The organism is Emticicia oligotrophica DSM 17448, from assembly GCF_000263195.1.
GTDB lineage: Bacteria > Bacteroidota > Bacteroidia > Cytophagales > Spirosomataceae > Emticicia > Emticicia oligotrophica.
This window is the reverse complement of record NC_018748.1, coordinates 295,666-317,142: the sequence shown is the minus strand read 5'-3', so window position 1 is coordinate 317,142 and position 21,477 is coordinate 295,666. Positions and strand designations below refer to the sequence as shown.

General features: G+C 35.6%; 24 protein-coding genes. 7 read left to right on the top strand and 17 right to left on the bottom strand.

Annotation, left to right across the window (positions count from 1 at the left end):
• Positions 1 to 30 precede the first annotated feature (30 nt).
• Both EMTOL_RS01450 and EMTOL_RS01445 read right to left on the bottom strand, forming a co-directional pair.
• Positions 31 to 1,122 carry a sensor histidine kinase gene (locus EMTOL_RS01450; RefSeq protein ID WP_041693353.1) on the bottom strand — a complete coding sequence of 364 codons (1,092 nt, stop codon included), beginning with the start codon at positions 1,120 to 1,122 and terminating at the stop codon, positions 31 to 33.
• A gap of 125 nt (positions 1,123 to 1,247) precedes the next feature.
• Positions 1,248 to 1,886 (bottom strand): histidine phosphatase family protein, encoded by a 639-nt coding sequence (locus tag EMTOL_RS01445; RefSeq protein WP_015027483.1) that lies wholly within the window; start codon positions 1,884 to 1,886, stop codon positions 1,248 to 1,250.
• Positions 1,887 to 2,035: 149 nt separating this feature from the next.
• Here EMTOL_RS01445 and EMTOL_RS01440 point away from each other — a divergent pair, with 149 nt between their 5' ends.
• Positions 2,036 to 2,458 (top strand): hotdog fold thioesterase, encoded by a 423-nt coding sequence (locus EMTOL_RS01440; RefSeq protein ID WP_015027482.1) that lies wholly within the window; start codon positions 2,036 to 2,038, stop codon positions 2,456 to 2,458.
• A 119-nt stretch (positions 2,459 to 2,577) separates the two neighbouring features.
• On the opposite strand, the gene ftsH is transcribed toward EMTOL_RS01440, so the two are convergent.
• A complete protein-coding gene (gene ftsH / locus EMTOL_RS01435) occupies positions 2,578 to 4,584 on the bottom strand; it encodes an ATP-dependent zinc metalloprotease FtsH (protein WP_015027481.1) in 2,007 nt (668 codons plus the stop codon).
• Positions 4,585 to 4,674: 90 nt separating this feature from the next.
• Complete coding sequence (gene rsfS, locus EMTOL_RS01430; protein ID WP_015027480.1) at positions 4,675 to 5,085, bottom strand: ribosome silencing factor; 411 nt, start codon at positions 5,083 to 5,085, stop codon at positions 4,675 to 4,677.
• A 183-nt stretch (positions 5,086 to 5,268) separates the two neighbouring features.
• Here rsfS and EMTOL_RS01425 point away from each other — a divergent pair, with 183 nt between their 5' ends.
• Positions 5,269 to 6,039, top strand: coding sequence for a biotin--[acetyl-CoA-carboxylase] ligase (locus EMTOL_RS01425; RefSeq protein WP_015027479.1), 771 nt, complete (start codon positions 5,269 to 5,271; stop codon positions 6,037 to 6,039).
• A gap of 18 nt (positions 6,040 to 6,057) precedes the next feature.
• Positions 6,058 to 7,083: a zinc-binding alcohol dehydrogenase family protein gene (locus EMTOL_RS01420; protein ID WP_015027478.1), complete on the top strand. Its 1,026-nt coding sequence runs from the start codon at positions 6,058 to 6,060 to the stop codon at positions 7,081 to 7,083.
• Between the two features lie 88 nt (positions 7,084 to 7,171).
• Here the strand turns inward: EMTOL_RS01420 and madM are convergent, their stop codons facing one another.
• From madM to EMTOL_RS01400, 4 genes are all read right to left on the bottom strand, one after another.
• Complete coding sequence (madM, locus tag EMTOL_RS01415; protein WP_015027477.1) at positions 7,172 to 7,933, bottom strand: malonate transporter subunit MadM; 762 nt, start codon at positions 7,931 to 7,933, stop codon at positions 7,172 to 7,174.
• Position 7,934: 1 nt separating this feature from the next.
• A complete protein-coding gene (gene madL, locus EMTOL_RS01410; protein WP_015027476.1) occupies positions 7,935 to 8,303 on the bottom strand; it encodes a malonate transporter subunit MadL in 369 nt (122 codons plus the stop codon).
• Between the two features lie 113 nt (positions 8,304 to 8,416).
• Positions 8,417 to 9,904 carry an acyl-CoA synthetase gene (locus EMTOL_RS01405; RefSeq protein ID WP_015027475.1) on the bottom strand — a complete coding sequence of 496 codons (1,488 nt, stop codon included), beginning with the start codon at positions 9,902 to 9,904 and terminating at the stop codon, positions 8,417 to 8,419.
• Positions 9,905 to 10,040: 136 nt separating this feature from the next.
• Positions 10,041 to 10,955, bottom strand: coding sequence for a Ppx/GppA phosphatase family protein (locus tag EMTOL_RS01400; protein ID WP_015027474.1), 915 nt, complete (start codon positions 10,953 to 10,955; stop codon positions 10,041 to 10,043).
• Positions 10,956 to 11,116: 161 nt separating this feature from the next.
• Here EMTOL_RS01400 and rpsU point away from each other — a divergent pair, with 161 nt between their 5' ends.
• Both rpsU and EMTOL_RS01390 read left to right on the top strand, forming a co-directional pair.
• Complete coding sequence (gene rpsU / locus EMTOL_RS01395; protein WP_015027473.1) at positions 11,117 to 11,311, top strand: 30S ribosomal protein S21; 195 nt, start codon at positions 11,117 to 11,119, stop codon at positions 11,309 to 11,311.
• Between the two features lie 191 nt (positions 11,312 to 11,502).
• Positions 11,503 to 12,384: a tyrosine-type recombinase/integrase gene (locus EMTOL_RS01390; protein WP_015027472.1), complete on the top strand. Its 882-nt coding sequence runs from the start codon at positions 11,503 to 11,505 to the stop codon at positions 12,382 to 12,384.
• A gap of 183 nt (positions 12,385 to 12,567) precedes the next feature.
• Here the strand turns inward: EMTOL_RS01390 and pseI are convergent, their stop codons facing one another.
• From pseI to galE, 8 genes are all read right to left on the bottom strand, one after another.
• On the bottom strand, positions 12,568 to 13,614 hold the full coding sequence (pseI, locus tag EMTOL_RS01385; protein ID WP_015027471.1) for a pseudaminic acid synthase: 1,047 nt from the start codon (positions 13,612 to 13,614) through the stop codon (positions 12,568 to 12,570).
• On the bottom strand, positions 13,607 to 14,074 hold the full coding sequence (locus tag EMTOL_RS01380) for a GNAT family N-acetyltransferase (RefSeq protein ID WP_015027470.1): 468 nt from the start codon (positions 14,072 to 14,074) through the stop codon (positions 13,607 to 13,609). The genes pseI and EMTOL_RS01380 overlap by 8 nt, the downstream gene beginning before the upstream one ends.
• Positions 14,049 to 14,621, bottom strand: coding sequence for a GNAT family N-acetyltransferase (locus EMTOL_RS01375; RefSeq protein WP_015027469.1), 573 nt, complete (start codon positions 14,619 to 14,621; stop codon positions 14,049 to 14,051). Before EMTOL_RS01375 ends, EMTOL_RS01380 begins: the two co-directional genes overlap by 26 nt.
• A gap of 18 nt (positions 14,622 to 14,639) precedes the next feature.
• The gene (pseF, locus tag EMTOL_RS01370; RefSeq protein ID WP_052315416.1) at positions 14,640 to 15,362 is read right to left on the bottom strand and encodes a pseudaminic acid cytidylyltransferase; all 723 of its coding nucleotides are present in this window, start codon (positions 15,360 to 15,362) and stop codon (positions 14,640 to 14,642) included.
• Between the two features lie 48 nt (positions 15,363 to 15,410).
• The gene (locus EMTOL_RS01365; RefSeq protein ID WP_015027467.1) at positions 15,411 to 16,058 is read right to left on the bottom strand and encodes a pseudaminic acid biosynthesis-associated methylase; all 648 of its coding nucleotides are present in this window, start codon (positions 16,056 to 16,058) and stop codon (positions 15,411 to 15,413) included.
• A 20-nt stretch (positions 16,059 to 16,078) separates the two neighbouring features.
• Positions 16,079 to 16,603, bottom strand: coding sequence for a DinB family protein (locus EMTOL_RS01360; protein ID WP_015027466.1), 525 nt, complete (start codon positions 16,601 to 16,603; stop codon positions 16,079 to 16,081).
• A gap of 96 nt (positions 16,604 to 16,699) precedes the next feature.
• The gene (gene rfbB / locus EMTOL_RS01355; RefSeq protein WP_015027465.1) at positions 16,700 to 17,758 is read right to left on the bottom strand and encodes a dTDP-glucose 4,6-dehydratase; all 1,059 of its coding nucleotides are present in this window, start codon (positions 17,756 to 17,758) and stop codon (positions 16,700 to 16,702) included.
• A gap of 19 nt (positions 17,759 to 17,777) precedes the next feature.
• Complete coding sequence (galE, locus tag EMTOL_RS01350) at positions 17,778 to 18,791, bottom strand: UDP-glucose 4-epimerase GalE (protein ID WP_015027464.1); 1,014 nt, start codon at positions 18,789 to 18,791, stop codon at positions 17,778 to 17,780.
• Between the two features lie 204 nt (positions 18,792 to 18,995).
• Here galE and EMTOL_RS01345 point away from each other — a divergent pair, with 204 nt between their 5' ends.
• Positions 18,996 to 19,829, top strand: coding sequence for a transglutaminase-like domain-containing protein (locus EMTOL_RS01345; protein WP_015027463.1), 834 nt, complete (start codon positions 18,996 to 18,998; stop codon positions 19,827 to 19,829).
• Positions 19,830 to 19,870: 41 nt separating this feature from the next.
• Here the strand turns inward: EMTOL_RS01345 and EMTOL_RS01340 are convergent, their stop codons facing one another.
• A complete protein-coding gene (locus EMTOL_RS01340; protein ID WP_015027462.1) occupies positions 19,871 to 20,503 on the bottom strand; it encodes a 4'-phosphopantetheinyl transferase family protein in 633 nt (210 codons plus the stop codon).
• Between the two features lie 146 nt (positions 20,504 to 20,649).
• Here EMTOL_RS01340 and EMTOL_RS01335 point away from each other — a divergent pair, with 146 nt between their 5' ends.
• Positions 20,650 to 21,474 (top strand): ThuA domain-containing protein, encoded by an 825-nt coding sequence (locus tag EMTOL_RS01335; RefSeq protein ID WP_015027461.1) that lies wholly within the window; start codon positions 20,650 to 20,652, stop codon positions 21,472 to 21,474.
• The last annotated feature ends 3 nt before the right edge of the window (positions 21,475 to 21,477 follow it).

Genomic DNA, 21,477 nt, shown 5'->3' with positions numbered 1-21,477 from the left:
GTTATAGCTTTTATATAATATTCGGTGAATTTAACTGGCGGCTTTTGCTGCTGTCGAATCAAATGAAAGATTTGTTTTTATATCAGGATTACCAGTTGGAATCATAATTTCAGCACAAACAGTTAAGTTATCTTCTTGATAAATTTTGAAATAAGCATCACTACTATACAAAATATCAAGGCGTTGAGCAGTATTTTTTAAGCCAAAACCACTTGATTCAGAATCAGACTCAGTACTATGTAATTGACCTGTATTTCTAATCTTTATCAAGAGTTTGTCATCAATAATACTTGTATTTATTTCAACAAACCCCCATCCAATAGCTTTTTGAACGCCGTGTTTAATGGCATTTTCAACCAAAGTTTGTAGCATCATTGGTGGCACTTGAATACCAAGTGTTTCATTATCTACATCCCATTTTGTTTGAAGGCGTTCTTCATATCTAACCTTTTCTAAGGCTAGATAGTCTTCAATAGTTTTGAGTTCTTCTTTGAGCGAAATAGTGGTTCGACGGTCGGCAATCAGTGAGCTGCGAAGGATGTTAGATAATTGTGTAATACCTTGTTGAGCCTTAGAGGGGTCTTCATAAACCAACGCTCTGATACTATTCAAAGCATTAAACATAAAGTGTGGATTCATTTGTGCCTTAAGTACCTTCGCTTCTGTTTCTTTGATAGAGGTACGAAGTTTCAACTGCTCTATTTCACGTTGGCGTTTTTCTTCAGAATAATGATAAAATACATAGATTAACACCCAAACCATTGTTGGTTTTGAAAGGTTAATGAAGTATTCTATGGCTAAAATAGGGTTTTCGTTTAATAATTGACCCGTATATTTGGCATCGAGTGGAAGGTTTAAGGCTACCAGTAAATCTGTCATCACAAATACACCTAAAACAACCCTAATGGCCAACTGGGGCATGGGTAGAGTAATCCAGTTGTATCTTTTGACAATGAATCGGAATGAGTGCGTGAGTAAAATGGCCAAAACCATGTTAGCACAAGCTTGAAACACCATTTGGTTATCGAATCCATATTGAATGGTATAAGCAACTATTTCATTACTAAAATAAAGCCCCCATCCTACAATTTGAAATAACCAATATAATTTGTTTTTACTCATACGATTGCCCGAAAACAAAGCTTTTATGCTTTATCGAATTGATATGTCATTTAAAATTACATAAAGATAGTAGGTAAACGGCTTTTTTCTACATCAATGGGAAAATGATTCAATAAACGGGTATATTATTTTATCAATATTTCTGATAGATGTGAGGTGTCATTTGCTAAATCTAATGTAAATTTATTATTTGAATAATCGTAGCTTAGTCGATAAAGGCATAAATTACTATGTTGGAATGTATCCATATGCGATAAAGGTAACTCCAATAAATGAGTTAACAAGATTCTTATTGCTCTTCCGTGCATGGCAACCAAAATGGTTTTTTCATGAGTTTGAGTCATAATTTGCTCAAATGCCTCTTTTTGGCGAGCAACTACTTGTTCTGGCGTTTCACCCCCTGGTGCTGCAGGAATATCCGTTTTTCCGTTGCTCCAATTCGCTATAATTTCGAGATAGTTCTCATCTTCTAAATAGTTAGGCACTTTCCCCTCTTTTTCTCCCCAACTAATTTCGTTTAGGCCTTCAAATTGCTCAAAAGGAATACCTAAATCAATAAAGTTTTGAACTGTTTGGACAGTTCGACGAAGTTTTGATGTGTAGATTTTATCAAACTCAATGTGTTGATAAGCTTCAAAAAAAGCTCTTGCTTGAATAAAACCAAGTTCATTAAGGTCTGAGTCGATGCCGCTACCTTGAACTACCCCCCTGCGATTAAATTCGGTTTCTCCGTGACGAATTAAGTAAATTGTTTTGGTATGCAAAATATCAGAATTTTAAATTGAAACTATCTAAAACAAACCTTAGTTTTGGGTAAAACTAATAAAGTTGCAAAATTACAAAATATTGCCCTATTAGTTTAAAGAGATTTGAAAAATAGCGTTATTAGTGTATTAATTATAAATAAAAAAATATGTTTAAAAAGCATTTCGATGTGTCGAAACCCTTTGGTCAACCATCCTTAAGCGAACACTTAGGAATTGAAATTATTGAAGTAGGCGATGATTTTGTAAGAGCTCGAATGCCAGTTGATTACCGTACTACGCAACCTTTTGGAATTTTACACGGAGGTGCGTCTGTGGCATTGGCTGAATCTTTAGGTAGTGTAGCTTCTATTCTAGCATTAGATGACCCCACTACCCATCGAGCGGTGGGTTTGGAAATTAATGCCAATCATATCAGGTCGGTAAGTAGTGGATTTGTTTATGCCAAGGCAACTCCTCTGCATATCGGCCGAACTACTCACGTATGGGATATAAAAATAACTTCAGAAGAACAAAAATTGGTTTGTGCTGTACGATTTACAGTAGCAATAGTTGAGGCAAAAAAATCTTGATAGATTTTATATTTTCTGAATTTGTCTATTATCAAATCAAAATCATTCAAATACACCAGTTATCATAACAAAAAAGCTCATCGAAAGATGAGCTTTTTGTTATGATATGTTTGTTTTTATTACTCAGTTACTGAAGGTTGTTCTTCAGTTGGAGTATCGACTTTATCCATAAATTCTTGATAATTAGTCAATTTCTCAAACGGACGCTTACCAATTAAATCAACTAAGTCTGATTGATAAAGAATTTCTTTTTTCAATAATTCTTGAGCGATTTTCTCTAATTCTTCACGTTTTTCGATTAATAATTCTTTCGTGCGAACGTAAGCACTATCAATCAATTTCTTCACCTCTTCATCAATTACCTTTGCAGTATCTTCTGAATATGGTTTCGTAAATGACATTTCACCTTGTCCTTTCGAGTCATAGTAAGAAACATTACCAATGCGGTCGTTCATACCATAAACGGAAATCATTCCATAAGCACTTTTCGTGATTCTTTCTAAATCGCTCAATGCACCAGTGGTGATTTTTCCAAAAACAACTTCTTCTGCTGCACGGCCACCAAGTGTCATACACATTTCATCGAAAAGTTGTTCGGTACGATACAAATATTGTTCCTTTGGTAAATATTGGGCATATCCTAATGCAGCAATACCACGCGGTACAATACTAACTTTTACTAGAGGATTGGCGTGTTCTAAGAACCACCCTGCTACTGCGTGGCCTGCTTCATGATAAGCAACAATCTCTTTTTCTTCTGGAGAAATTAGTTTGTTTTTCTTTTCTAAACCACCAATTTCACGGTCGATGGCATCATGGAAATCTTGCATATCAATAGCTGATTTTCCACGACGAGCAGCCAAAAGGGCAGCTTCATTACAAACGTTGGCAATTTCTGCACCAGCAAAACCAGGTGTTTGTGCAGCTAGTTTTTTAATATCAATATCATTAGATAATTTCAAAGGCTTCATGTGCACTTTGAAAATAGCCTCACGACCGATGATATCTGGAGCATCGACACTAATTTGGCGGTCGAAACGGCCCGGACGCATCAAAGCAGAATCTAGTACATCTGGGCGGTTGGTAGCTGCTAAAATAATAATACCAGCATCTGAACCAAAGCCATCCATTTCTACCAATAGCGAGTTAAGTGTATTTTCACGTTCGTCGTTAGCACCTGGCATTGAACCACGTCCACGTGAGCGACCAACGGCATCAATTTCATCAATAAAAATGATACATGGAGCTTTTTCTTTCGCTTGTTTGAAGAGGTCACGTACACGAGCGGCACCTACACCCACAAACATTTCTACGAAATCAGAACCTGACAATGAGAAGAAAGGCACACTGGCTTCACCAGCCACAGCTTTAGCTAAGAGTGTTTTACCTGTTCCTGGAGGGCCTACTAATAAAGCACCTTTTGGTATTTTACCTCCAAGCTCAGTATATTTTTTTGGAGTTTTTAAGAAATCAACGATTTCTTGAAGTTCTTCTTTCGCTTCTTCTAGACCTGCTACATCATTAAAAGTGATTTTTACTTTATTATCGGCATCAAACAAAGCAGCTCTTGATTTTCCGATATTGAAGATTGCACCACCGGGGCCACCACCACCTGTCATTCGGCTCATTAAGAAATACATCAAGCCTAATACAACAATAAATGGAAGTAATTGCCAAACCATATTCATCATATCCTGACGCTCAATGCTTTCTGGATACAATGCTTGTCGGTAAGCTTCATCAATAGGTGCAGTTTTTAGAAAATTCGTGTAATCGTTCATAAACGATTCAACCGAAATCAAATCAACTTTTAAGTGCGGACCACTTGCATTATAACGATTATTACCTAAATCTTTTTTATATTCTGGTTTTTGTAAAGCATCACGAGTAAGTGTTACTTCTACACTTCGGTTTCCTTCTACAACGGCTACTTTCTCTACATCTTTTTGTAGAATCATTTGTTCAAGCTGTTTGTATTTGATAGGAGCCAAAGAAGCTGACCTAGAAAATAACAAAAAGCCGATAATCCCCATGATAATTGCCGCTACAATCCAGCCTTGTAAACCGCCACCACCGTTGTTGGTCGGTTTTCTTTTTTGGAACTCATTACTGTTGTTGTCTGACATTTTAATTAGTTTTTCAAAATTTAGTGCGATTATTATAAAAATAACCTTTACAAGGTTGCACGAAACTTGTAAAGGTTCTTGGTTACCAGATTAATCCTCGAAGTACATTAGTTGTGGTGCTTCGGGTTCAACACTTTCCTCGATTATTGTTGTTTCGGCATCTCCCCAAAGTGATTCTAAATCATAGAATTTACGACGGTCTTTTCTAAAAACATGCACGACAACATCTACGTAGTCGAGTAAAATCCATTCTCTGTTTTGCTTTCCTTCTTGGTGCCATGGATTCATTTTTGAACCTTTGAAAACTTCTTCGTCCACTGAGGTAGCAATGGCATCAATTTGTGTATCGGTGTTTCCAGAGCAAATTACAAAATAGTCAGTAATAGCATTTTTTACATTTCGTAAATCCATTACTACAATATTGGTCGCTTTTTTTTCTAACATTCCGTGTACTACTAAGCGACATAACTCTTCACCAGAAAGTTCTTTGATTTCTTTCATTCAATCTTATCTTCAGTTAATTTTGTGAGCGGTTCGTATAATTTAGCTAAAAATCATTAGAAGATAACGAACTTCACTAAAAATTTAATTTAATTACTTTTAGCGATTCAAATGGAGCAAAAAAATACCATAAAAATCTGCCAAAAAGATGATACTTTACTAAAACGCTAAATTAGTATAAAGTTGCACAATTTTCAACCCAAAACTTTATTTCTCGGCAAAAATCATATTTATCTGCCAAGTTGTCATTCAACTAACGATATTGCTGCCGAAATAATTCAAACAAAGAGAGTTTTTGATGGTACTATTGTCATTACCTCCAATCAAACTGCTGGCCGTGGGCAGCGTGGAAACACTTGGGAAGCCCTCCCGAATCAAAATATTACATTTTCAATAATATTAAAACCAGATTTTTTATCAGTTGTTCATCAATTTCGTCTAAATATTGCGGTTTCTTTGGGTATTTTTGAGTTTTTGTGCAAATATTTATCAAATGGTTTAGCTATAAAATGGCCTAACGATATTTATGTTGGTAATAAAAAAATGGGAGGAGTTTTGATTGAAAATACGCTTTCGGGAAGCAGAATTGCCTATTCGGTGATAGGAATAGGATTAAATATTAATCAATTGAGTTTTTCTAACGAAAAAGCTATTTCGCTTCGTTTGGCAACGCAAAAGCAAGAAGATTTTGATATTCAGACACTGATTGAACAATTATGTGGATGCATAGAAAAATATTATTTGCAACTGAAAAATGGAGGGGCGTTTATTGAAACACAGAAAAAGAAATACATAGAGAGATTATTTAGGGTAGGAGAGGAGCATCTTTATGAAAAAGAAGAAATTATTTTCAAAGGAAAAATAGTAGATGTTGCAGATAGTGGTCATTTGATGATGGAAGTTGGGCAAGAATTGAAAAAATTTGAATTTAAAGAAATATCATTTGTGATTTAAAACTTAAAAATATACACTTTGAAAACTATCATTTTAAACCAACCTCAAGAACTCAAACTTATTCACCAAGATTTTGATGATACATTAGCTCCGCACGAAGCTTTGTTGAAAATCCATCGCATTGGTATTTGTGGAACTGATTATCATGCGTATCGTGGGCGTCAACCATTTTTCTCGTATCCTCGTGTTTTAGGGCATGAACTTGGTGCGGAAGTGATTGCATTAGGGAGTGAAGCTCAAAATGGAGGTATTAAAGTTGGAGCGAAAGTATCAGTCGAACCATATTTGAATTGTGGAGAGTGTCAACCATGTAAAAATGGCAGAACCAACTGTTGTGAGAGCCTAAAAGTATTGGGTGTGCATATTGATGGTGGAATGGTAGAATATTTAAAAGTGCCAGTCAATAAACTTCATACTTCTGAAAAATTAGCTTATGAACAACTGGCTTTGGTTGAAACTTTAGGGATTGGTTCGCATGCTGTACAAAGAGCAAATGTAACCGAAAAAGATATTGTATTGGTTATTGGTGCGGGGCCTATTGGTCTTTCTGTTATTCAGTTTGCCAAAATCAATGGTGCAAAAATTGCGGTAATGGATTTTAGCGAACAACGACTAGCTTTTGCAAACCAAGCTATTGGAATTGATGTAAGTATTGTTCCTAATGAAAATTATTCTGCTGATGATTTAAGAAAAACGTTAGGTGGAAATTTACCTACTGTTGTTTTTGATGCCACAGGGAATGCCCAATCAATGATGAAGGCGTTTTCTTATGTTTGCTTTGGCGGAAAGTTAGTTTACGTTGGGCTTTTTCAAGGAGAAGTAACCTTTTTTGACCCAGATTTTCATCGAAGAGAAATTACACTTTTAGCCAGTAGAAATGCCTTGCCTGCTGATTTTAAACACATTATTTCGAAGATGGAAAGTGGGGAAATCAATACCAAAGCATGGTTGACTCATGAAGCTGCTTTTGAAGATTTACCTGAAATTTTTGAGACATGGCTCGACCCAAAATCGCAAGTTATCAAAGCTATGGTTGTTTTATAAGGTTTGGTCATTAGTAATAAACCAATTTTGGGGTCTAATGTCCATTCTATGGTCTTAGACCCCAAAACTTTATAATAGGCATTGATTTTTAGCCAAAAATCAATTTCATCAATAAAAACAAAACCGAGGGGCAGAATAAACAACCCAATCCAGTATAAAAAGTAGCTGTAAGAGCCCCGTAAGGTACTAACTTGGGATCTGTTGCTGCTAAACCCGCCGTAACACCGCTGGTTGTACCCATTAATCCTCCAAAAACCATTGCTGTGTGTGGGCTGTTGAGACCAATATATTTTGCAATAAACGGTGTGCCAATAGTTACTGCAATGGCCTTTACTACACCTGCGGCAATACTCAGGGCAATTACATCAGAATTTGCACCAATGGCAGCTCCTGTAACAGGCCCAACGATATACGTGCAAGCACCTGCACCAATGGTACTTAGGCTAATAGCATCAGTATATCCTCCAAAAAGCCCAACAATTACCCCAGAAATAAATGAAAGCACGATTCCTAAGAAAAGCGATAAAGCTCCAACCCAGCCTGTTCGTTTCATGATGACAAAACTTGCTCCCATAGCCGTAGAGACAATGGCAAAATCACGGAGCATTGAGCCTCCCATCATACCAAAACCTGAAAATATTTTTATATCAGCCAAACCTTTTTCGCCTTTAGTGTAAATGCCACCAACATAGGCCAAAACCAAACCAATGAGAATGGCTATTGCAGAAGCGGGAATTTTTTTTCTGGTAAGTTTATCAGAAAATACGCCAGAGATGTAAGTAATTATACCAACCGACAAGAAGGCAATTATCAAACCGTTTTTTTCAAAGAATTTTACAATGATTTCCATATTAGTCGAGTTGGGTATTTTTTGAAAGTTTAGCTAATAATGGAATCATAATAGCACAAATAATTATGGGAATAAGGCCTGCTAAGACTGCAATAAAGCCACTTGAAACAGCAACTCGCACATTTTGTGTGGCAGACATTGCCACTACAATTGGAATATACATTTGATTCCAGAACATAATGCCGTTTTCTGTTTGTCGGTCGAGATAACCTTTTTTATTGAACCAGTCGCTTAGTATAATTAATAATAGCATAGCAAAACCTACGCCACCAACATTGGCATCAACGCCAAGTAATTTTCCAAGAAATTCGCCAAATAGCTGGCCAATTACATAACAAAAGGCTAAAATAGCCACTCCGTAGATTATCATTGTTTAGGTAAGTTAGTTTTATTTGTAAGTTGTTGTTTCACACGTAGAAAATTCAATTCTATTGCTCTGTGAAACACTTTGTTCTCAGTGCCCCCGTGGTAAACATTACTAAATTAGATGAACATTTTTTTCAAATCATTCTTTGTCACTTTGCCCATGGCATTTCTTGGAAGTTCTTCTACAATCTTATATTGACGAGGTGTTTTGTAGGCTGGCATTTTTTCTCTCATCCAAGCATTTAATGCCTTTAAATCTAAATTAGGGTCATTGACAATAATAGCTGCAGCCACTAATTCGCCCCATTCATCATTGGGCACCCCAACCACACTACAATCATTGATAGCTGGGTGCGTACGTAAGATTTCTTCAATTTCTAAAGCTGAAATTTTATACCCACCCGACTTAATAATATCAATAGAGTCACGTCCTAAAATTCGATAATAACCTTTTTCAACAACTGCAACATCTCCAGTTTTAAACCAACCATCAGCCGTGAAAGTCTTTTGAGTAGCTTCGGGTTTATTCCAATATTCCAAGAAAACATTTTTGCCTTTTATCTGAATTTCTCCAGGTTGTCCACGTTTCACCACTTGGTTATTTTCATCTACGAGTCTGGCTTTTACTCCTGATAATGGTTTACCAATGTATCCAGCCTTCCTTTCTCCATCGTACGGGTTACTGATACCCATGCCAATTTCGGTCATTCCGTAGCGTTCGAGCAATGTATGCGTACTGATATTTTTCCATTTTTCCATAACTGATACTGGCAAGGCTGCTGAACCCGAAACCATCAAGCGGAATTTGGCAAGCGTATCAGAAATTTGTTTTTGTTGGTCGATAGGTAAGCTTTCCCAATGAGCAATTAATTTGAAGTAAATCGTTGGTACTGCCATGAATAGATTGATTTTACCTTGCTGAAATGCACCAAAAACGCCTTCTGCTGAAAATGATGGCAAAAACTCAACGGTTGCTCCCGACCACAAAGCACAAGAAATAACATTGATGATTCCGTGTACATGGTGTAATGGAAGTACACATAAAACATGGTCTTGGGCTGACCACTTCCAAGATTTCACCAAGGTAGAAATTTGAGCCTCAATGTTGGCATGTGTGGTCACAACGCCTTTGGGTAAATTAGTAGTACCACTCGTATAGAGTATCATCGCTTTACGAGTAGATTGAATATTAGGTAATTTTTTTGACGGAATAGAAAGTTTGTCAACTTCAGGCAAAATTATATATCTGAATCCTTTTTCAGCAGCTAAAGGTTTTAGAATTTCGGCGTATTCGGCACCTGCAATTACAATTTCAGCCCCTGTATCTTCGATCACATATTGTAATGAAGGCAATGGATAACTAATGCACAAAGGCACGGCAATTCCCCCTGCACGCCAAATTCCCCATTGAATGCTTACATAATCGAAACCCGGAGAAACCATAAACGCGACACGCGTTTCGTTTAGATCTGAACTTTTTTCAAGTAAAAGTGAGGCAAATTTTTCGGAGGAATCTAATAAATTCTGATAAGTATATGATTGGTTATCAGAAATGATAGCTTGATTGCCAGGTTGCAGATTGGCATTTTTTACTAATTTGAGCATAGGGTAATAGGTAATACTTAAAATTAATTGATTTGGATGTGAAAAATCTTCTAAAAATATAGATTTTTTTCGAGAAAAATATCAAATTATTATTGATAAACAGAGGTGTAAATGGCTATTATTATGAAGTGAATTTCTAATTTTTCAATGCTTGAGCCATAATGCCTTCTTTTAAAGCATAGCTTGAAACCCTAATTCTTTGAATTTCGTGCAATTGAATAATGAATCGAATTAAGCACATGGCAACCACAATCATATCAACTCTAAGCTCAATCATTCCCGGAATTTGCATTCTTTCTTCGTGATTTTTAAAAATCAATTCATCATAAGCCCAATAAAATGCTGGAATTTGATATTCAAATGCTACTTCATGTGCTTCAGGTAGTTGGCCTTTTTCTTTCATGTATTGCATATCAATGAGCGTATCGAATGAACCAGAAGAGCCAATTAAAACTTTAGGAGCATACTGATGACAAGCATTAGCTAAGGGTAGGAGGGCTTCTCTAAAATAATCATCCATCATTTGTATCGAACGCATTGAAATTGGGTCAGATTTCATGAATTTATCCATTAATCTTTGCCCACCAATTTCAAAACTTTGTTTCCAAAAAATCTTTTCATCATTACAGATAATAAACTCCACACTACCTCCGCCAATATCCATAATCATGGAAGTTTCAGGAATACTCATGGCTTGTTTCACGCCCAGACAAATGAGTTCGGCTTCTTCTTCGCCCGAAATAACTCTAATTTTAATACCTGTTTCTTGCTCAACTCGCTCAATAAATTCAGCTTTATTTCCTGCATTTCTGATAGCACTTGTACCAGTAGCATATATTTTTTCAATAGCTATTTCATGCTTGTCAATTTCTTCTTTGAAGCCCCTGAGAACCGTCAATGCTCTCTGAATACCTTCTTCTGAAATGACGCCTTGACTAATGCCACCTTTGCCGATTTTGGCAGGTATTGAGGTTTGAAAAATCTTTTTTGAGCCTTCAACAATTAATAAATGAAAAGTATTAGTGCCTAAATCAATGATGGCTGTACGCATATTTTTGGTTTTAAATTTTATGCAAATTCTGATAAAGTATCGAAAACTACTACAAACCCAAACGTATTTTTCAAAAACAGTGTGTTTTCTTTATATATGTTTGGTTTTACCGAAAATAATTATGAACTTTGCAGCCCTAAACGAAAGGAGGTGTATAAATCATGTTAGTAATCAACGTAAAAGAAAACGAATCTATTGATAAAGCTTTGAAGCGTTTTAAGAAGAAATTCGAAAAAACAGGTGTATTGCGTCAATTGCGTAAGCGTCAAGCATTCGAAAAACCATCAGTAGCTCGTCGTAACGAAGTTATTCACGCTAAATACGTGACTCAATTAAGAAGCAACGAAGAAATGTAATATTTTTTGAGCAATGTAAATTGTTTCAGGCAAGTATTGCAATCTATTATATTTTTTAACCATATTAGTAGAAAAATCGTTACTGGAAAAGTTTATTGGTTATTTAAGTAGAATAAATCTTTATTATTATTTAGTAATGGTTTCTACTAAAAACTTTAAATTTTTTATCCAGCAGCTAATTTCCTACTGATATGGTTTCTTATTTTCTACAACATATCAAATTCGAAAAACGCCTCAGCCATCATACCGTTACGGCTTATGAGGGCGATATGAAGCAATTTTCAGCCTACCTAAAATTTCAGTACGACCTCAAAGACCCCGAAAAGGCAGATTTTCAGATGATTCGCTCATGGATTGCAAGCATGGCGGAAGAAAAGATGGAAAATCGGAGTATCAATCGAAAAATAGCTACTTTGCGTACTTTTTATAACTTCTTGCTTCGCCATAAGATTATTGTAACCGACCCTATGGTGAAAATTAAAGCATTGAAAACCGATAAAAGCTTACCGAAATACGTAGAAGAAAAACCTATGGAAAACCTCTTGGACGAGGTAGAGTTTTCGAATGATTTTGCTGGAATGAGGGATAAATTGGTGCTAGAATTACTCTATGGTACAGGAATGCGTTTATCGGAATTAATTGGTTTGAAATTAAGCGATTTGAATCTCTATAATAATACACTAACAGTTTTAGGAAAGAGAAATAAGCATCGAGTAATTCCAATCAATCGAAACTTAGTGGGGGCGATTAGAGATTATTTAGCTCAAAGAAATGACCTCATTGATGATAATTCAGATGATTATTTGATTTTGACCGATACTGGCACGCAAGCGTATCCAGTATTTATTCAACGATTGGTTAAAAGATATTTGTCTTTAGTAACTTCACTCGAACAACGTAGTCCACACGTATTACGGCATTCATTTGCAACGCATTTGCTCAATAGAGGAGCTGATTTGAATGCCATCAAAGATTTGCTCGGACATACAAGTTTAGCAGCTACGCAGGTTTACACGCACAATTCGATTGATAAACTCAAGAAAATATTTCAGCAGGCTCATCCGAAGGCATAGAAATGAAACATGAACTATTTCAAAGACTATTGGTTTAGGTAATTTTGCTTCTTCTAATTGAAGAAAATTTTTGATTTAAGAAATTTGACTTTAGTTTAATTATATTTTTTGGCTAAAGTCAAATTTGTTTTATTCAAGATTCCGCCAGTTTTAACTGACGGCAATGATAGCAATTACCACTATTTAGCTAATTAAATTCCAGCTTAAAGCTGTTCCTGCGGCAATGTCTTGTGTGGCTTTTTTACCCAAAATCTCTTCATAATACCTTGTATGTAAGCCATTTGAAGGGCGAATCGAACGAATATTTTTATCGCTGAAAACATCGCCTGCTTTCATTGGCTCTACTACATATAAAGAACGCTTATATTGCAGACTTTTTTGCTCTTTTTCCGAAAGAATATAATTGACTTTTCCCATAGCCAAGAATGCCCTTTCAGATTCTATAACTAGGTTTTTAAGTTCTTCTGGTTCCAATGAAAAAGCTGAATCTACCCCGCCATCAGCACGGCGAAGGGTAAAATGTTTTTCTATTACTCTAGCACCCAAAGCAACCGCAGCAACCGATGCTCCGATACCCATTGTATGGTCGGAGAGCCCAATTTGGCAATCGAAAAGCTCTTTCATGTGAGGAATGGTAAGCAAATTTGTGCTTTCGGGTGTAGCAGGGTAGGTGCTCGTACATTTCAAAAGTACCAAATCTTTACAACCATTTTTGCGTAAAACACCAACCGATTCTTGTATATCTGCGATACTCGCTACACCCGTACTCATAATTACTGGTTTGCCAGTTTGGGCTACTTTTTTTAGTAAAATATGGTCGGTATTTTCAAATGAAGCGATTTTATAGCAAGGCACATCCAATGATTCTAGAAAATCAACGGCAGTAGTATCAAATGGACTACTAAACGCTAACATTCCATGAGCTTTTGCACGTTCGAAAATCGGTTGATGCCATTCCCAAGGCGTATAAGCCATTTGGTAAAGTTTATGTAAGTTTTGGTTGGCCCAAAGTGAATTTTGGTCTTTTATCACAAACTCATCGGAAGTACCATTGAATGTAATGGTATCAGCGGTATAAGTTTGTAATTTAAGTGCATGAGCACCAGCTTCGGCAGCAGCATCGACAATTTCGAAGGCACGTTCTAATGACTGATTATGGTTGCCCGACATTTCAGCAATGATAAAAGGCTTATGCTCTGGGCTTATGATTGTATCTGCTATTTTAAACATGAGTTTTTATTAAAAGATAGCTGGGTTCGTTATTAATGTTTAACTCTTTATTTATCTCGAAACCTGCTTTTTTAAATGAATTAACCGAGGCTAAATTATGCTTTTTGATGTATGCATGAATATTTTTTTCGGCAAAATCTTGAAAGAATTGTTGACAAGCATTTTGCAACATTGGTACAGCTAAACCCAAGCCTCTGAAATTGGCGTCTATCGAAATTCCGATGATATTCTCATCAGTTTTTTTCTCAATTCTTACCTGCCCAACAGGAATATTTTCCTCATTTTCAAATACTAATAAAAGGGCGTTTGTATCCTCAACTTTCTTCGAAAACCAATTCGTATGTTCTTGATAATCAATTTCTTGGGTATTAAATGAATTGCTTCTTGTAGCAGAATCATTCGCCCAATTATAATATAAATCAAGGTCGGTAATATTAGCCTTTCGTTGATGAATATGCATAGGTAGTATGAATCAAAACATCGATAAATTTGCCCTCAAACAAGCAATGTTCTTTCAGACGAGCTTCTTCCGAGAAACCATTTTTCAGTAACATTGTATATAAATGAGGTCTTAAATCGAAAGCATAAGTGAAAATCTTATGAAAACCAATGTCATTGAATGCTACTTGCTTAATTAAGTTTAAGTAAGCACTCCAATGATACTCAAAAAAGTCTTTTTCAAGAGCGGTATCCATAATAAATGAGATTTCGGCGTTTAGGTCAATCCAATTAATATGTACTAAACCACCATAACCGATACACTCACCATTTTTTAAGAACGAAAAAAGTATCTGATTTGGTTTCGCTTGCTCGAAAAGTTTCGCAACCACATTTTCAAAGTAATTCTTTTGGTCGGTTTCTGTGAGTGGTTTGGCTTGTCGAAGGTGATAAATCTGTTCGTTTCGCCACTTCATGATTGGATATTTATCTTCATCACGAAGCGGAATCAATGAAAATTCCTGAAAGGTAAATTCTTGATTTTTTAAACATTGATAGTGTCTTTGCATGATTATATGGCTTGCAAGCTACTGATACTTTAAGCGGTATTTAAACTCAGCCACCTGCCAATCTTCTTCGTTATCAATATCATGGGCATCCATTTCTGAAATGATAATTCCACTGGTTTTTTCGCCCAAAATACTTTTATTTTTGAGTAATTGCTCAATTTTAAAGAAATAAAACTGACCTGCATCATGGTAAAGTGGTGTGAGGTCTTGTGAGCGGACTTGGGCATTTTCTGGATTTTGCCAAAGCAATTTTCCATTTTCAAAAACTACACTTCTTTGTGGAGGAAATGAAAACCTTTGCACAGGATAGAGCGAATCTAAACCTTCATTTTGTAGCTTTTGGTAGCTTTGTTGTAGCATCGAAGCCGAAACAAAAGGAGCAGTAGGATAAATACAACAACCAGTTTCAAAGTTTTGGCCAAGATTTCGGTAGGCTTCTATCACTTCAACTAATACATCAACCGTTGTAGCAAAATCATTAGCGTTTTTTGTACTTCTAGTGAATGGCACTTTTGCTCCATATTTTTGAGCTATTTCGGCAATTTCTTCATCGTCAGTCGAAACCATTACTTCTTCAAAAACCTTGCTTTCAATAGCTGCTTCGATTGAGTAAGCAATAATGGGTTTCCCCAGAAAATCTTTGATATTTTTTCTAGGAATTCGTTTACTTCCGCCACGAGCTGGAATAATACAAAGTGCCCCAAGACCTGATGAAAGTGTTGAGTTATTGTTTATGTCCATAATATTTTGCGGAATATCCATTTTCAATGAGCTCAATTCTGATTCAGATTATGATATCTTTTCTAACAAACACATACAATCAGCATTACCAGATTCTGCCTGACTTACGTATGGATAAATTTCTTTTTTCACCAATCTTAAGTTAGAGAAACGGTCAAGAAATAGCTGAGCATAATCGGCTTTCCAAAGATAATCGGTATTTCCTCGGTAATTAATTGCAGTAGTTTCAGGAGCATAATACTCCCAGCAAGAAATGTAGCGTTTTGAACAACGCACCATTTCATCCATGATTTTTGGTAAGTTATCGGGTGAGATGTGAATCAATACCCCATTCGTACAAACCAAATCAAAATAATTGTCTTTGTAGGGAATATCAAAGCCCGAACCTTGAATAATATTGATATTTTGTGTGTATTCTTTCGCTTTTTCTACGGCGTAATGTTGTAGCTCGATGCCGTAAATATTCTTAAATCCTGAGCGTTGGAAACCTATTAATTGCATACCCGTATTACAACCGACTTCCAAGATTTTGGCATCTTTTTCTAAATCTCCATAAAACTTCTCGTTCATCTCGATTTTAGTGATACCCCAATTATCAAGATAAAACTTATCCCAATCCTCTGGTTTTCTCGAATTTCTATCGGTGTAATTTTTTCCAAACTCACCACTCCAAAATTGTTCTTGTTTTGTTTGCATCCTTTATATAAACAGGTCTTTTATGCGTTGATATTTTCTAATTCGGTCTTTTGGCGTAAATGGTGGCGGTAATGCATTTCGTGTAAAAAATACCACTCTTGTGCATTTAGCCAGCCCATGGCTACCTGTAAAGCTTTATACTCCCCCTCGTCTTTGCTAACAGTTTCAATTAATGCTTTAGAATCAGATAGAATTTTTTCTAAAATGGGTTTATAATCTGCTTTAGGTTTAGCAATAGGCTCTGGTCCACGAATAGGTTCGGGGATTTTCAATTTCACGGGTGGAAAACCACCATATTTGAATAATTTTTCGCCGAACTGATTTTTTTCACCTCCTTCTTGTCCCTTACGTTTTTCTAAACAACGAATACAATTAGCTAAAAAGAAAAACTGAGAAGAAGCGGTAAGGTGTTCATACATTTGTCCGAGCGACCAAGTATCTTCATCTTTTTTGAAGAAAAATTGTTCATCAGAATATTGCTCTAAGCTATCAATGTATTGCTGTATGATAGTTTCGAGGTTTGAATATACTTCGGTCGGAGACATAAATGTTAAAATTCTATTGTTAAACTTCTAATATTCACAAAGAAAAACCTCCATGCTGAGCACCTATATATGCCTTAACATGGAGGTTGAATAGGGTTATTTATACATTTTTTCGTAATACTTTGTATAATCTCCGCTCGTAACATTGGCTAACCATTGTTTATTAGCTAAATACCAATCAACGGTTTGTGTGAGCCCTTCTTCGAACTGTAAAGATGGTTCCCAACCAAGTTCTTTCATTAATTTAGTGGCATCAATGGCATAACGTAAGTCATGACCCGCACGGTCTGTTACATAAGTAATCAACTGAGCCGATGTACCTGCTGGACGACCTAATTTTTCGTCCATGATTTTACATAATAAATGCACTAAGTCAATATTTTTCCATTCGTTGAAACCACCAATATTATAAGTTTCACCATTGCCACCATTGTGATAAATCACGTCAATAGCACGTGCGTGGTCTTTTACAAAAAGCCAGTCACGTACGTTTTCACCTTTTCCATAAACAGGAAGTGGACGATTATGGATAATGTTATTAATCATCAAAGGAATCAATTTCTCAGGAAAGTGATTTGGTCCATAATTGTTTGAGCAGTTTGAGATAACTACTGGTAATTTATAGGTATTGTGGTAAGCTCTTACGAAGTGGTCAGAAGAAGCCTTCGAAGCCGAGTATGGCGAACGAGGGTCATAACTCGTTGTTTCTAAGAAAAACTCTTCTGGATTATGTAACTCACCATAAACCTCATCGGTTGAAACATGGTAGAAACGCTTGCCAGTATAATCATTTTTCCACGCATTTTTGGCTGCATTCAATAAGTTTACTGTCCCGATTACATTAGTCATTACAAACTCCATTGGATTTGTAATAGACCTATCTACGTGCGATTCGGCTGCTAAGTGAATAACACCAGTAAAATTATATTTCTCAAAAAGATTATTGATATAAGTGGCATCGGTTATATCGCCATGTTCGAAAGTATAATTTGGCGATTTCTCAATGTCAGTAAGGTTTTCTAGATTACCTGCGTAGGTAAGTTTATCTAAATTAACTATTTGGTAGTTAGGATATTTCGTAACAAAAAGTCTGACTACGTGAGAGCCGATAAACCCCGCACCACCAGTGATTAGAATTGTTTGAGTCGATTCCATAATATAAATTATAGGTAAATTATTTCTTCATTAATTTCTTTTCCCAACGCCAAGCATCTTTAAGGCTTTCAGCGAGTGTTTTTTCGACTTTCCAACCCATGAGTTTTTCGGCTTTTTCTACGTTTCCGTAAATTTTTTCTACATCACCTGGGCGACGTGGACCGATTTCATAATTGAGTTTGAGTTTATTAACTTTTTCGAAAGTTTTAATAATTTCAAGCACAGAGTTTCCACTTCCTGTACCTACATTAAATACTTCATAATAAGTATCAGCTTGTTTAGATAATAATTCAAGTGCCGATACGTGTGCTTTGGCTAAATCAACTACGTGAATAAAATCACGAATATTAGTGCCATCTGGTGTATCATAATCGCTACCAAAGACAGTTAATTTTTGTCGAATACCAGCAGCCGTCTGCGTGATAAATGGTACTAAATTACTTGGTACGCCCCTCGGGAGTTCGCCAATATGTGCTGATGGATGAGCTCCAATTGGATTGAAATAGCGAAGTGAGATAATTTTAAGCGGATTTCTTGCGGTGATTGTGTCACGCAAGATGTCTTCGCACATAGTTTTAGTATTGCCATAAGGTGATGCAGCTGGTTTGCGAGGTGTATCTTCAGTAACAGGGATATGGTCTGGTTGTCCATAAACTGTACACGAAGAAGAAAAAACTAAATTCTTAATACCCAAATTTAGCATTACTTTCAAAACATTGAGCGTAGAACCTATGTTATTTTCATAGTATTTTAAAGGTTTTTCAACCGACTCCCCGACGGCTTTATAAGCGGCAAAGTGAATGATTCCTTCGATATTTTCTTTTCTGCAAATTTGCTCTAAAGCTTTTACGTCGTTGCAGTCTTTTTCATAGCATTTGACAGGCTTTTTGATAATTTTACGGATACCTTTTAGTACCGATTTTTCAGAGTTATTGAAGTTATCAATTATGATGGGTTCGTGACCAGCATTGATTAATTCGACAACTGTGTGCGAACCAATAAACCCAGCACCACCTGTTACTAAAATTTTCATAAAAAAATGTTTGTTATTTTTACAAAAGTATGAATTTAGAGGCGAAATAGAAAAGTAAAGATTCTAAAGCCTAAAAGATAAATTTTCATAAAACTTATCTAATGTACTAAAAATCGCTTAAAGTGTCTGATAATGAATTATTTATCGGTGTTTTAAACGTTTTATGAGGGAAATAAGTGTTGATAATCTGAAAAGTGTAATAAGATGAATGAATCAGAAATAAAAGCATTAGTAACTCTTCTTGACGATGATGACCATGAAGTAGTACAACATGTAGAAAATCGTTTAAAAGGTTTAGGCGGAGCTATCATCCCACTGTTAGAAGACCATTGGCAAGGAAGTGGTTTTAACCCTAATTTACAAAAAAAATTAGAGGATTTGATTCATGGATTACAATATAACTCTGTCATTGAGCGATTGGTTAAATGGAAAAACGATGGCTATGAAGACTTATTAGAAGGCATGTGGATTATTGCTACTTATCAGTATCCAGATTTGAGTATTGATAAATTACGGCATCATATAAACGATATGTATTTTGATACTTGGCTAGAATTACGTGATGATATGCATCCACATGACCAAATTCGAATCCTAAATCAGATTTTCTTTGATAAGTATAAATATTTGCCAAATACCAAAAATTTTCATTCGGTAGCAAATTCTATGCTTAATCAAGTTTTTGATTTGAAAAAAGGGAATCCGATTTCTTTATGTGTTATTTATATGCTCGTGGCCAAAAGATTAGGCTTGCCGGTGAGTGGGGTTAATTTACCTAGTTTATTTGTATTGACATATAAAACTCCACAAACACAGTTCTATATCAATATTTTTAATAGAGGGTTGATATTTTCGAAAGTTGATATTACAAATTATATTAAACAAATGCAGTTACAGCCTCAAGATTCGTTCTTCCAACCTTGTACTAATCTTGATATTATATTAAGAGTTTTGCGTAATCTGATTGTTTCTTTCGAGAAAATTTCGGACTTAGAAAGAGTGAAAGAAGTAGAGAAGATTTTAAAAGCGATTTCATAAATTAGTGGATAGAGATTGTCTCAAATAAATCTTGACAATCTCTATCCAGCTACTACGAGTATATAACCGTCAATGCGTTCGATATAGATATCGTAATTTTTATCAATCTCATTGATTAACAATCGGCCTTGTATGCAAGAAACCCCTTTTTCAAACGGGGAAACGTGTAAATTTTCGTTGAAAATTACTTTTCTTTTTCCATATAGTTTGTAAAGTGCTTCTTTGGCTGACCAATAAATACATAGATTTTCGAAATCATTTTCAGTAGAGGCTAGTTCTGCTTCTGACATGAATTTATGTTTGATTCTACTTAGTTTTTCAGTGGGCTTTTCCATGTCTATCCCCAATGACCTACTTGGGTGCATAACTGCCGCCACATAGTTTGAGGTATGGGTAAGCGACATTTGCCAGTCAGTGCCTGCCAAGTAAGGCTTTCCATGTTCATCTTTTTTAATTCCTAAGTAATTAATACCCAAAGAGTTAGCTAAATACTTGATTACAAGTCTGCTACAAAAGAATTCAATTTGCTTCTGCGGATGACTTATTGAAGCTAATTCGGCATCAGTTAGTATTTCAGATGGAAGCATTGCTTGAAGTTCATCATGCTGCTCGGTAATTTGCCAAATAGCTAACGAAATACCGTTTTCATATTTTTTTTCTAAAATAACTGGCATAGAATTTAAATTTCATTGCTGCAAAAGTAGAGAATTATTTACAATTGATTCAAAAATGGGCTTTTATGAAGAGAATTACTGTAATTGAAAAGTATTAGCTTAATCTTCAGGAATAAAAGATGTACTTTTGATTAAAAGACAAAACAATGACAATCCTAAAAAAGACTCTTTTGTGTTTAATTATTGGGCTAAGTTTTAGCGATTTACTTGCACAAAACACACCAAAATTTAAAGTAATTGCTTTTTATACAGCCAAAAACGACCAAGCACATATTAGTTTTGTGCATGAGGCAAATAGGTGGTTTCCTGAAATGGCTAAGAAATACCATTTTTCCTATGATTCTACTAATGATTGGTCGAATCTGAATGAGGCTTTTTTGTCGAAATTTCAAATTGTACTTTTCTTAGATACACGCCCAGAAGACCCCGCACAGCGTAAGGCTTTTCAGCAATATATTGAGCGTGGTGGAGGCTGGATTGGTTTTCATTTTGCAGCTTTTGCTTTGAATAATTCAAAGTTTAATCAAGATTGGGATTGGTATCATAATCACTTTTTAGGTTCGGGACAATATAAAAGCAATACTTGGCGACCAACTTCGGCATTTTTAAAAGTAGAAGATAAAAAGCACCCAGTCACCAAAAAATTACCCGAAATATTTCAATCATCGCCTAATGAATGGTATAGATGGGAGAAAGATTTACGACAAAATAAAGATATTGAAGTCTTACTTTCAATCGACCCTTTGAGTTTTCCGCTCGGAACTGGCCCCAAGCAACATGAAATTTGGCATAGCGGAGATTACCCTGTCGTTTGGACTAATAAGAAATATCGAATGCTTTATGTAAATATGGGGCACAATGATATTGATTATGACAATAAAACCAATAAAGAACTTTCTTTTCAGTTTGCCAATGAAACTCAAAATAAATTGATTATCAATACTTTACTATGGCTTGGAAAACAAAAATGATTG